The 12059-nt window shown below is 61.4% G+C and carries 11 protein-coding genes; 8 read left to right on the top strand and 3 right to left on the bottom strand.

All coding sequences use genetic code 11. The features are described 5' to 3' along the window. The first annotated feature begins 8 nt into the window (after nucleotides 1-8). Nucleotides 9-242: a hypothetical protein gene (locus QQF40_RS07490; RefSeq protein ID WP_285460883.1), complete on the top strand. Its 234-nt coding sequence runs from the start codon at nucleotides 9-11 to the stop codon at nucleotides 240-242. Between the two features lie 374 nt (nucleotides 243-616). Here the strand turns inward: QQF40_RS07490 and QQF40_RS07485 are convergent, their stop codons facing one another. The 3 genes from QQF40_RS07485 to QQF40_RS07475 all read right to left on the bottom strand — a co-directional run bounded on the left by QQF40_RS07485 (nucleotide 617) and on the right by QQF40_RS07475 (nucleotide 2095). Further along, nucleotides 617-1024: a DUF2069 domain-containing protein gene (locus QQF40_RS07485; protein WP_285460882.1), complete on the bottom strand. Its 408-nt coding sequence runs from the start codon at nucleotides 1022-1024 to the stop codon at nucleotides 617-619. Next, complete coding sequence (gene wrbA, locus QQF40_RS07480; protein WP_285460881.1) at nucleotides 1025-1657, bottom strand: NAD(P)H:quinone oxidoreductase; 633 nt, start codon at nucleotides 1655-1657, stop codon at nucleotides 1025-1027. A 78-nt stretch (nucleotides 1658-1735) separates the two neighbouring features. Then, nucleotides 1736-2095: an arsenate reductase family protein gene (locus tag QQF40_RS07475; RefSeq protein ID WP_285460880.1), complete on the bottom strand. Its 360-nt coding sequence runs from the start codon at nucleotides 2093-2095 to the stop codon at nucleotides 1736-1738. 105 nt (nucleotides 2096-2200) lie between these two features. Here QQF40_RS07475 and QQF40_RS07470 point away from each other — a divergent pair, with 105 nt between their 5' ends. From QQF40_RS07470 to QQF40_RS07440, 7 genes are all read left to right on the top strand, one after another. Beyond that, a complete protein-coding gene (locus tag QQF40_RS07470; protein ID WP_285460879.1) occupies nucleotides 2201-3484 on the top strand; it encodes a YihY family inner membrane protein in 1284 nt (427 codons plus the stop codon). Between the two features lie 575 nt (nucleotides 3485-4059). Beyond that, nucleotides 4060-5193 carry a spermidine/putrescine ABC transporter ATP-binding protein PotA gene (gene potA / locus QQF40_RS07465; RefSeq protein WP_285460878.1) on the top strand — a complete coding sequence of 378 codons (1134 nt, stop codon included), beginning with the start codon at nucleotides 4060-4062 and terminating at the stop codon, nucleotides 5191-5193. Then, nucleotides 5190-6071, top strand: a complete 882-nt coding sequence (potB, locus tag QQF40_RS07460) for a spermidine/putrescine ABC transporter permease PotB (RefSeq protein WP_285460877.1) — start codon at nucleotides 5190-5192, stop codon at nucleotides 6069-6071. Before potA ends, potB begins: the two co-directional genes overlap by 4 nt. After that, a complete protein-coding gene (potC, locus tag QQF40_RS07455; RefSeq protein ID WP_043333579.1) occupies nucleotides 6068-6850 on the top strand; it encodes a spermidine/putrescine ABC transporter permease PotC in 783 nt (260 codons plus the stop codon). Before potB ends, potC begins: the two co-directional genes overlap by 4 nt. A 1-nt stretch (nucleotide 6851) precedes the next feature. Next, entirely contained in the window at nucleotides 6852-7928 is a 1077-nt protein-coding gene (locus QQF40_RS07450; RefSeq protein ID WP_285460876.1) for an ABC transporter substrate-binding protein, read from the top strand. A 155-nt stretch (nucleotides 7929-8083) separates the two neighbouring features. Further along, the gene (gene smrA, locus QQF40_RS07445; protein WP_253063693.1) at nucleotides 8084-8725 is read left to right on the top strand and encodes a DNA endonuclease SmrA; all 642 of its coding nucleotides are present in this window, start codon (nucleotides 8084-8086) and stop codon (nucleotides 8723-8725) included. A 959-nt stretch (nucleotides 8726-9684) separates the two neighbouring features. Then, the gene (locus tag QQF40_RS07440; protein WP_285460875.1) at nucleotides 9685-11712 is read left to right on the top strand and encodes a BCCT family transporter; all 2028 of its coding nucleotides are present in this window, start codon (nucleotides 9685-9687) and stop codon (nucleotides 11710-11712) included. The last annotated feature ends 347 nt before the right edge of the window (nucleotides 11713-12059 follow it).

Genomic DNA, 12059 nt, shown 5'->3' with positions numbered 1-12059 from the left:
CCAATATCATGCTGGTATGGGGGCTGATCGCCCTGCATCTGATGGCCATCGTCTGGCATGGCCTGCGCGGTGAGTGGCTGACCTGGGCGATGGTGCATGGCCGCAAGCATTTCAGGCGCGATGAATCGGTAGTGGATGAGGGCGAGCCAGTGCCATCTTCACGGCCACACAGGCGGCTCGCACTGGGGTTGGCGATCGGCATTGCCGTTCTGGCCATCTGGCAGGGGGCACAGTTGCCGTAAGCTCTGCGCGCTTTCACTCATGCATTCGCTCTGACTTTTCTCTCCCTTTCGCCCTCAAGCATGCCAATACGCAAGAGCGCCGCCACGAGCGGTCAAGACAAGTGTGTTATCAGGCCGATCATGGCAAAGCCTCGCTGTGGTCAACTCGCGGACGCCGACTCAGCATGGGCGGCGCGTGATGGTTTGAGGAGACATGCTGGAATAAAAGGTGGGTAGCAGTGGGGAAGGCGGCAAGCCGCCGTGGGAAGGTGCAAACCGATACCCGCCATTCTCGTCGGCTATTTTACGGCTATTCTAGTCGCCTGTTCTGGACGGCTATTCTAGTCGAACAAGGCGCGACGAGAAGGGCGGGCAATGGAGAGGTCAGGGCTTGATCAGGCCTGCGGCTGGCGCTTGAGGTTGCGCGAGCGGAAACGGGCGTAAGCCATGCTGGAAATGAACAGCCCCAGCGCCGCCAGTGCTTCCAATACCCCGATGACGGCGTGGCCAGGCACACCGGCCAGCATCACGCCCTGCATGATGTAGAGCAGGCTGACGAACGCCAGCCAGACATGACCACGTGCCCGGCGGGTGAAGATGGCGGGCAGAAACAGTGCGATGGGCAGCAGGCGGATCAACAGCGGCAGCAGTCCGCTGTTCTCGCTCTGCGCCATCAGCTGAATGCCGCCGATCAGCAGCAGCAGGGCGACGGCCGCAAAACTTGTGATCACACCCCGACGACTCTTGGCTTCGAGCGCGTCGAGGCCCTGCTCACGTTCCAGTCGTTCAAGCCAGGCACGCATCTATTTCGTCTCCCTGAGAGGTTGCATGGCAAGGGCCAGGCGAGCGATACGCTTGCCTTGCGCCAGTGCCAGGCGCTGTTCGTTGTCATCGACATCGTTGTCGCCACGCTTGCCGCTGACGTGGGTCGTGCCGTAGGGCGTACCGCCCTGGGTGGTCTCGAGCAACTCGGTGGCGCTGTAGGGCACACCGGCATACACCATGCCATGATGCAGCAGCGGGATCAGCATGGTGATCAGCGTGGTTTCCTGACCGCCATGCAGAGAGCTTGAGGCACTGAAGGCGGTGGCAGGCTTGTCGATCAAGGCGCCGTTCATCCACAGCTCACTGGTGGCGTCCAGGAAGTACTTGAGCGGCGCCGCCATGTTGCCGAAGCGGGTCGGGCTGCCCAGCGCGAGGCCCGCACAGTGACGCAGGTCGTCCAGCTCGACATACATGGCCCCGCTGTCGGGGATTTCCGGCTCGGTCTGCTCGCAGGTGGCCGAGATCTCGGGCACCCGGCGCAGGCGTGCCTCGACACCGCTGATGGACTCGATACCGGCGGCGATCTGCTCGGCCAGCGTACGGGTCGCACCATGGCGCGAGTAATAGAGGACGAGGACGTACGGCGTCGCGTCGGGGGTCGTTGCGGACATGGGCTTCCTCAGGTGGATGACAATCTATCGAAAGGGGCAAGCGCGGCGCTTGCGTGAGCATACCCTGTCCTCAGGGGATCAGGCGTCGCTCAACAGCACCAGCACATCTTCGGGCGGGCGACCGATGACGGCGCGCGTGCCATCATCGAGAATCGGCCGCTGCATCAATTTCGGCGTTGCGGCAATCGCGTCAAGGCGTTGCGCATCGCTGGGGTCGACAAGGCCCAGTGCCTTCCACTCGGCTTCGTTCTCACGGGTCAGAGCCCGCGCGCCGCCTTCCACTCGGGCGGCCAGGGCCTCGAGCTGCTCACGATCAAGGGGATTATCCAGATAGCGGACGGTCTCGAAGGCATCGCCCTCGAGGCGTGCGGTCAAAAGCGCCAGTGTTTCCCGTGACTTGGAGCAGCGTGGGTTATGGTAGAGTTTCAATATTGACATGACTGTCTCCGTTTCCGGACAGGTGATGGATTTCACGCAAGCGCTACTGGCCATGGCCGGCGGTGGCGAATGAATCAGGCACGCATTGTAGAGGGGCGCACAAGAATGCCACAACTGCCAGGGATCTCGCGGGTCATGCCCGCCATCGGCGTCATCCTCAAGCTGGTATCACGTTTCAACTATCACGACGGCAAGAAGACCGCGTCAGCACTGACCTATACAACGCTGTTCGCCATCGTGCCGCTGATGACGGTCATCTATGCCATGTTCGCCGTCATTCCTAGTTTCGACGGCGTGGGCGATCAGCTGCAGACGACGGTGTTCTCCCAGTTTCTGCCCTCGACCGGCGCTACGGTGCTCGAGTATCTCAACGAGTTCTCCGGACAGGCGCGCAATCTGACCTCGGTGGGGCTGATCTTCCTGTTCGTGACCTCGGTGATGATGATGATCACCATCGAAGGTGCCTTCAATGCCATCTGGCAGGTGCCGGAAGGGCGCAAGGGCCTGTCGAGCTTTCTGATGTACTGGGCCGTCCTGACGCTGGGGCCGCTGATGCTGGGCTCGGGCTTTTTGCTGTCGTCCTTTCTGACTTCGCTGTCCTTCTTCGACTCGGCCGCCGAGATGCTGGGCGGCAAGGCCCTGCTGCTGCGTCTGTTGCCGCCGCTGTTGAGCGCTGCGGCCTTCACCTTCATTTATGCTGCGGTGCCCAACTGCAAGGTTCGCCTGCGTGACGCCGCGGTCGGCGCGCTGACCACGGCGCTGGCGCTGGAGTTGGCCAAGGCGGGATTTTCGCTTTATGTGACGCATTTCCCGTCCTATCAGGCCATCTATGGCGCCTTCGCGGCCGTGCCGCTCTTCCTGCTGTGGGTGTTCCTGTCCTGGTGCATCGTGCTGCTGGGGGCGGAAGTCGCGGCCTGGATGGGCGAGCGCTCCAACGCTGACTGGCATCGCTGGCCGCCGTTCTGGCAGACCCTCGGCGCCGTGATGCTGCTCAAGGATGCCCATGAGCGCGGTGAGCCGCTGTCCGATGACCGCCTCACGGAGGTGCTGGGCAGTCGTTATCGGCGTGTGCTCAAGCCGCTGATTGCCGAGAACATTGCCAGTCAGACCCAGGATGGCCAATGGGTGCTCGGGCGTGATCTCAGACATTACTCGCTGTGGGAGATGGCGCACGCCTTGCCGTGGGAATTGCCGGCCGGAGAGGCGGGCGAAGCGCCGCATCCGCGTCTGGAACCCCTGCGTGAAGCGCTGGCACGTGCACGTGCCGCCGAGAAGGAGCGCATGACCTGTGGTCTGGTCGAGGTGCTGCCCAGTGTCGGCGAAGTGGGTGATGAGGCCGCGCCTCAAGAGGAAAAAGAACTGAAAGATCCGCAGCTTGCGACTTCCTGAGCTGCACTGGGACGTGATTGCAAGGTGACAGTCTGATGCCGAATGGGCAGAATGCGCACCCTGTGCCGTCTGCTCACCCCGACGGGGGAGGCGGATGCCAATGCCGACGCTGTTGCCCCGATGCCGAAATCGATGACGCCTCAGGCGGGCACCAGTGATTGACGCCAAGGAAAAGGCCCGACAACTGTTCGGGCCTTTTCCTTTGCCTATTGTCTCTCGCGCATGAACCGGAATCGCACGCCAGACTTGCCGCAATTCGGCTTGTACGCTGAAGAGCCCGGGTGAGGTATGAGCGAGGTGTGGGGGAGAAATGGGCGAGTCAGGTCAGCTGGCGGCTGCTCGCCGATCAGACACGCAAGTGAAAGGTTGGCATGCCAGGCTGGCGACGGCGTCTTGCTCGCAGGTTGATGCGATCTTTGCGCCAGCGTCAAAACGAACGGAGAGACGAGGCGAGAGTTGGCAGTCCGCCGGTGGGAAGGCACGATGGAATTGACGATGTGGCGTGCCAGTCCCTGGCGCGCCTGACATGCATGAGGGCGCTGTTCGCGGTGCCCGCTGGAGGTGACAACTCGCCGATGAAAAGCTCTGCTCCTGAGAAGACCCCGCTGGTCAAGCTACGTGGCATTGCCAAGACCTTTGGTAATCGCAAGGTGTTGGACAGCCTTGACCTGGATTTGAACGATGGTGAGTTCGTCACGCTGCTGGGCCCATCCGGTTGCGGCAAGACCACCGTGCTGAGAATGATCGCCGGCTTCGAATCGCCGGATGTCGGCACCATCACGCTCGAGTCGACGGTCTTGCATGAGCGTCCCGCTCATCAGCGTCCGGTCAATACCGTCTTCCAGAGCTATGCGCTGTTTCCGCATATGAATCTCTACGACAACGTGGCCTTCGGGCTGCGCATGGAAAAGGTCGCCAAGGCCGAGATTCATGAGCGGGTGCGCGAAGCACTCGAGATGGTGCAACTGGCCCATCTGTCGGACCGCCGCCCGGACCAGCTCTCAGGCGGGCAGCAGCAGCGCGTCGCGATTGCCCGAGCCGTGGTCAAGCGCCCCCGCGTCCTGCTGCTGGATGAGCCGCTGTCGGCGCTGGATTACAAGCTGCGCAAGCAGATGCAGAACGAGCTCAAGCGTCTGCAGCGTCGCCTGGGCATCACCTTCGTGTTTGTCACCCACGATCAGGAAGAGGCGTTGTCGATGTCCGATCGCGTGGTGGTGATGCGCGAAGGCGGCATCGAGCAGATCGGTACGCCGCGTGAGGTCTATGAGTCCCCGAGCACGCTGTTCGTGGCGCGCTTCGTCGGTGAGATCAACCAGCTGGCGGCGCAGGTCGTGCGCCCCGCGGCGTCCGCCGGACGCATCGAGCTAACGCTGCTCGGTCAGACGCTGGAGCTCAGTAGCCATGGCCGCACTTATCAGGGCGGAGAGGCGGTGCAAGTGCTGTTGCGCCCGGAAGACATGCGACTCAAGGGCGCCGAGGACAGCGAAGGCTTCCCGGCGCGTGTCATCGAGCGCAACTACAAGGGCATGACGCTGGATACGGTACTGGAGCTCGACAGCGGTCAGCAGTTGTTGGCCAGCGAATTCTTCGACGAAGATGACCCTGACTTCGATTACCGCCTCGGCGAGCGCGTGCGCGTCAGCTGGGTGCCGGACTGGGAAATCATTCTGCCCGATGATGAGCCAGCCGTGACGGAGGCGGGTGCATGAGTCTGGTACGCAACCCCTTCAAGACCGCCACCCTGGCCGTCATCTGGGGCTGGCTGATCGTGCTGGTACTGGCCCCGACGCTGTTGGTGGTGCTGGTCAGTCTGATGCCGGAAAACACCGGACAGCTGCTGGGCGGTGAGCTGTCGCTGAGCACGCTGTGGCAGGGCTTTCTGACCAACTATGGTCAGATGATCAGCCCTGTGTACCTGAGCGTCTTTGGCCACTCGCTGTGGATCGGCCTGATCACGACGCTGATCTGCCTGCTGCTCGGTTATCCCTTCGCGTGGATGATCTCACGGGCCAGCCCGCGCCTGCAGCCCTTGCTGTTGCTGTTGGTGATCATTCCGTTCTGGACCAACTCGCTGATCCGCATCTACGCCCTGCGCACGCTGATCGCGACGCGCGGGCTGCTCAACGATGTGCTGATGAATCTTGGCCTGATCGATGCGCCGCTGCGCCTGCTGTATACCGAGGAGGCGGTGATCGTGGGACTGGTCTACATGCTGCTGCCGTTCATGATCCTGCCGCTGTACGCCGTCTTCGAGCAATTGAGTCGCCCGACGCTGGAGGCGGCCCGCGACCTGGGCGCCAATGGCCTGGCCACCTTCCGACATATCGTGCTGCCACTGACCATGCCAGGCATCATCGCGGGCGTGTTGCTGGTGTTCCTGCCGGCGATGGGCATGTTCTATGTCTCGGACCTGCTGGGCGGCTCACGCCATCCGCTGATCGGCAACATCATCAAGGGCCAGTTCCTGGAGGCCAACAACTGGACCTTCGGCGCAGCGATCAGCGTGATGCTGACGCTGGCGATGGCATTCCTGCTGCTGGCCTATTACCGCAGCGTCAAGCTCTTCAAGCGTGAGGTGACCCTATGAAGGCGAGCGCCGCGCTGCGTTGGTTCAGCCGCTGTTATCTGACGCTGATCTTCACGCTGTTGTATGTGCCGATCCTGGTATTGATCGGCATCTCGTTCAATGATTCACGCAACCCCTTCGTGTGGGGCGGCTTCAGCCTGCGTTGGTACGACAAGTTGCTGGGCAATGGCAATCTGATGGAGGCTGCGCTCAATACGCTGTGGCTCGGGGTGACGGCGGCGACGCTGGCGACCCTGATCGGCACTCTGACGGCCACCGCGCTTTATCGCTATCGCTTCCGTGGCAAGCCACTGCTCAATGGCATGCTGTTCACGGTGATGATGATGCCGGACATCGTGATGGCGATCGCCTTCCTGGCGCTGTTCATTGCGTTGGGGATCCAGCTGGGCTATTTCTCGCTGCTGGTCTCGCACGCCACCTTCTGTCTGCCGTTCGTGGTGATCACCGTCTATTCCCGCCTGACGGGCATCAACCCGCAGTTGCTGGAAGCGGCGCGTGATCTCGGCGCCAGTGAAGCCCGCGCCGTCTGGCACGTGCTGGTACCGGCGCTGATGCCGGCGATCGCTTCCGGCTGGCTGCTGAGCTTTACCCTGTCGCTGGATGATGTGGTGATCTCGACCTTCGTCACCGGGCCGACGTTCGAGGTGCTGCCATTGCGGATCTACTCGATGGTGCGACTGGGGCTCAAACCTGAAGTGAATGCATTGGCAACCCTGCTGTTGGGGCTGTCGCTCTGTCTGCTGTTGATTTCACAGTTGTTGCTCAAGGAGAAAAAATAACATGCAAGGTACCCGTTTCCCGCTGCGCGCCGCTGGCCTGATGGCTGCCGTCAGCCTGGCTTCCGTGGCCACATCCGCCCCCGTACTGGCTGCGGATGACAGCGACAAGGTCCTCTACGTCTACAACTGGACCGAGTACATGCCCGATGAGGTCATCGAGCGCTTCGAAGAGCAGACCGGTATCGATGTCGTCTATTCCACCTTCGATTCCAACGAAGCGATGTACGCCAAGCTCAAGCTGCTGAACAGCGACAACAGCTACGACCTCGTCTTCCCGTCAACCTACTATATCGACAAGATGGCGCGTGAAGGCCTGCTGCAGAAGCTGGATGTCAGCAAGCTCGATCATTTCGAGGACCTCGACCCCAACCTGGTCGATCGTGACTTCGACAAGGGCAACCAGTACAGCGTGCCTTACATGTGGGGCAGTGCCGGTATCGGTTACAACCCGGACTATGTCGAAGAGGGCGCGCTGACCAGCTGGAACGATCTGTGGAACGACAAGTATCGTGACAAGCTGCTGCTCTCCAATGACATGCGCGAAGTCTTCCATGTCGCGCTGGCAAGCCTCGGCTTCAGTGGCAACACCACGGACCCGGACGAGATCAAGGCGGCTTATGAGAAGCTGACCCAGTTGATGCCCAACGTGCGCGCCTTCAACTCCGATGCGGCGCGCGTGCCCTTCATGCAGGGCGAGGTCGATGCCGGCCTGATCTGGAACGGTGAGGTCTATCAGGCCAACCAGGAAGGCGTGCCGGTCGAGTATGTCTATCCCGAGGAAGGCATCATCCTGTGGATGGACACCATGGCGATTCCGTCCAACGCGCGTCACGTCGATGCGGCCTATCAGTTCATCGATTACCTGATCAGCCCGGAAGTCAGCAAGGAAATCAGCGAGTACGTGGGTTACACCACGCCGAGCCTGGCGGCCAAGAACATGATGGACCCGGAAGTGCGTGACAACCCGGTGGTCTTCCCGACTCAGCAGGATCTCGCCCGCGGCGAATTCCAGACCGATGTCGGCGATGCGCTGTCGATCTATCAGAAGTACTGGGAGCAGCTCAAGACCGGGCATTGATCCGCCCTTGATGCGTGATGACGCAAGAAATCACGTCAGCGACTTGAGCTGAACCGACGCCCCGAGGCATGCTCTGTCTCGGGGCGTCGTCGTTTGTCGACCTTGGCTGCGCGCTCCACGTAATTGACACGTCCTGGTGAAGACTGGAGGGTGCCATGTCACGTTTTTCCCCTGCAATGATGTCGGCGGCGCATGCCCGTGAGTTGAGCAGTGCCGAGGCGGATGATCTGTTCAGTCGTGAGATGCAAGGCGTTGCTCCCCTGACGCGCGGCAAGGACCGCGCCGATGTCACCACTGTCCGCAAGGGCCCCAGCGAGGCTCAGCTGGCACGGCGTGAAGACGCACAGAAGGCCGTGGGCAACGAGCTGGACGGGCTGTCCGACAGCTACGTGGAGCATCTCTCGCCGCACGACCCGGTCGAGTTTCGCCGCGATGGCATCCAGACCGGTGTGCTGGAGCGCTTGCGCCAGGGCGGCTACCCACCTGAGGCGCAGCTCAATCTGATGCGTCGTCCGCTCATCGAGTGTCGCCGTGAGGTGCATCGCTTCATTCAGGATGCCTGGCGCAGCGAGTTGCGCTGCCTGCTGGTGATTCATGGCAAGGGGCGTGACAGCGAATCGCATGCCGCCTTGATTCGTGCCTACCTGGTGCACTGGCTGGAGCAGATGCCCGAGGTGCAGGCCTGGAGCAGTGCCACGCCGCGCCATGGTGGGTTGGGGGCGACGCTGGTGATGTTGCGCAAATCCCGCGCGGCGCGTGACAACAACCGCGAACGGCACCAGAAGCGGCGCGGCTGATCGCCACGAGGAGCAAATCCCGCAGGCAGTCAAATCAGACAACAGCAAGCCGACAATAGACACAAGAAAGCCCCGCCGGCCGCGATCATCGCGAACTGGCGGGGCTTTTTCATGCTCATGGCTCAAGCAGACTATTGCACGCTGTAACCGCGACCAGTGAAGCAGGCACTCAGCGCGCGGCGATAGGTGTCTGCGTTGCTGGCGGTCATGGGCGGCGCCGCGGAATTGGCTTTGGCGCCACTCTGCTGATTGGCCCAGCGATGGCACTCATAGCGATCACGCGCTTGCTTGTCTTGGCTCTGGCCCTTGGTGGGGTAGGCGATGACATCGACCGCTGCGGCCGTGAGTGTCGCCTGAGCGGGGGGCCTGGACCGGCAGATACTGCTGCTGGCTCTCTTCCCACAGGTAATAGGTGCCTGCCGCCAGGAAATACAGCGTAGCGCCCACCCAGACACCACGCGCCCCTGCGGGCAGGCCATGACCGTGCCCCGGGCCACCCGGTACCCAGCGAATCAGCCGACCGGGCTTACCATGCCCGATCATGATGTCGGGGCCTATGTAGCCCGGACCATCGAAACGCCCATGCCCTGGTCCGGCCATAGCAGACGTGGCCGGCAGGGCACTCAACAGGGCGAGAGCAAGCGCGAGATAGCGTAGGGGGGGGCCTTGCCGGAATGACGATTGCGACTCATGCGTTTACTCCTGTGTAGACAGCATGGCAATTGAGTGTGCTGATGGTGTTGGAGGCCAGCGTGCAAGCATCAAGAAAACAAATGGCATTGTGCGCCAAGAGCGTGGCGAGAAGTTGGACGGTAGTTGGACAAGATATTGGCTGCTTAGTTATTAGATGATATTATTTCCAAGCGATTTGATTATTTTTTTTCATTATAGTGTCGTGTGCCAGCAAGGCGTCGACACCGGTCATGACTGCCTTGCAGTACACTCACAAGGAAATCCTCATGCGCAATACTCCTGCAGCGGGCGGTGGCGAATCTGCCAGTGACGCGCCGCGCTCCGGCCTGTTTGCCAAGGTCAACCCACCGGTCTTCTTCGGTGCCAATGCCATCGTATTGATGCTGGTCATCTTCACGGCGGCCTTTTCCGGTACCGCTATGTCGATATTCGAAGCGGTTCAGAGCTGGATCACCAACACGGCAAGCTGGTTCTACATCCTGTGTGTCGCCATCGTGCTGATTTCGGTGGTGTATGTCGGCTTCTCACGCCATGGCGAGATTCGCCTGGGGCCGGACCACTCATTGCCGGACTACAGCAACGTCACCTGGTTCGCGATGCTGTTCTCGGCGGGCATGGGCATCGGCCTGATGTTCTTCGGCGTGGCCGAGCCGGTGATGCACTTCCTCAATCCGCCGACGGGTACCCCGGAACAGGTCGAGACCGCACGAGAAGCGATGAAGCTGACCTTCTTCCACTGGGGGCTGCATGCCTGGTCGATCTACGCCATCGTCGCGCTGATTCTGGCCTACTTCAGCTATCGCCATGACCTGCCGCTGACGCTGCGCAGTGCCTTGTATCCCCTGATCGGCAAGCGCATCTACGGCCCGATCGGCCATGCGGTGGACATTTTCGCCATCGTCGGCACCGTCTGTGGCGTCGCCACTACGCTGGGCTACGGCGTGGCACAGGTCAATGCCGGGCTCTCGCACCTGACCGGCATGCCGAACAACGACTGGACCCAAGTCGCGATCATCGTCGTGATCACCGGCCTTGCCACCATCTCGGTCGTGACCGGCCTGGACAAGGGCATCCGCATCCTGTCCGAGATCAACCTCGGCCTGGCCGTGGTGCTGTTGCTGTTCGTGCTGCTGCTCGGCCCGACCGCCTTCCTGCTCAAGGCGTTCGTCCAGAATTCCGGCTTCTACATGGCGGATATCGTCGGCAAGACCTTCGAGCTCTACGCCTACGAACCCAACGATTGGATCGGTGGCTGGACGCTGCTCTACTGGGGCTGGTGGATGTCCTGGTCGCCGTTCGTCGGCATGTTCATCGCGCGTGTCTCGCGTGGTCGTACCATCCGTGAATTCGTGATCGGCGTGTTGTTCGTGCCGGCCGGTTTCACCCTGCTGTGGATGACCATCTTCGGCAACACCGCCATCTCGATGATTCTGGAGCAGAACGTCACGGCGCTGGTCGACACCGTCAACGACAACTATTCGCTGGCCCTGTTCACCTTCCTCGAGCAGCTGCCGCTGTCGTCCATCACCTCGGTGATCGCGCTGGTGATGGTGATCGTGTTCTTCGTCACCTCGGCGGATTCCGGCTCGATGGTCGTTGACATGCTGGCCTCCGGCGGTCGTGAAGACACTCCGACTTGGCAGCGTATCTACTGGGCCTTCGCGGTAGGTCTTCTGGCCATCGTGCTGATGCTGGCCGGTGGACTGGGTGCGCTTCAGACCGCCACCATCGCCACGGCCTTGCCGTTCGGCATGATTCTGCTGGCCGCGATCTTCGGCTTGCTGCGCCAGCTCAATCTCGAGTCTGTCAAGCGGCGCTCGCTGTCGGTGAACACTGCCGCCGCGACACCGATGGGCGAGAAAGGCAACTGGCGCAAGCGTGCCCAGCACCTGATGAGCTTCCCGACGCGCGCCATGGTTCGTGGATTCCTGCGCGGCACCGTCGCGGAAGGCATGCAGGAGCTGGCCGAAGAACTGCGCAGCCAGGGGCTGGAAGTCGACGTCACCACCAGCCGTGATCGCGTCTACTTCAATGCACGTCACGGTGAGGAAGATGACTTCATCTACGGTGTGCGCATTCGTTCCCACCTGCGTCCCGACCTCAATCTGGACCAGGAAGATGAGGGGGATGAAGAGGACTACTGTCGAGCCGAAGTCTTCCTCAAGGAAGGCGGTCAGTCCTACGACCTGATGGGTTACAGCAAGGACCAGGTCATCAATGACCTGCTCGAGCAGTACGAGCGCCACATGCACTACCTGCACCAGCTGCGTCTGAGCCAGTCCGTCGGTCAATGACCTGACGGGCAGTCAGTGACGCTTCACGCGTCGTCATGATACAGAAGCCCCTTGTGGAGAAATCCGCCAGGGGCTTTTGCCTGTCTGGATGAGCCTCCTTGCGAGAACCGGCCTGGACATTGCCTCTGTCGAAAGACGCAGGAATGGGAGGCCTCTATTTCTCGGCTCAGTCATTAGCTCTGCTTATCCAGGCGACGTCGAGATCTTATTTGTCTCGCAAGCAGGGGGGCTCTAGCATGGATTCTTCCCACAAAATCGCCTACTGGCAGGGACCTGATGACATGCCGCGGTGCTGTCGCCTGCCAGGGTTCCCGCCCATGACTGACCGAAGGTGAACGCGATCTGCC

This window comes from Cobetia sp. LC6 (genome assembly GCF_030264805.1).
Taxonomy (GTDB): domain Bacteria; phylum Pseudomonadota; class Gammaproteobacteria; order Pseudomonadales; family Halomonadaceae; genus Cobetia.
Note: the sequence above shows the minus strand (reverse complement) of the source record. Positions and strands in the feature narration are given on the sequence as shown.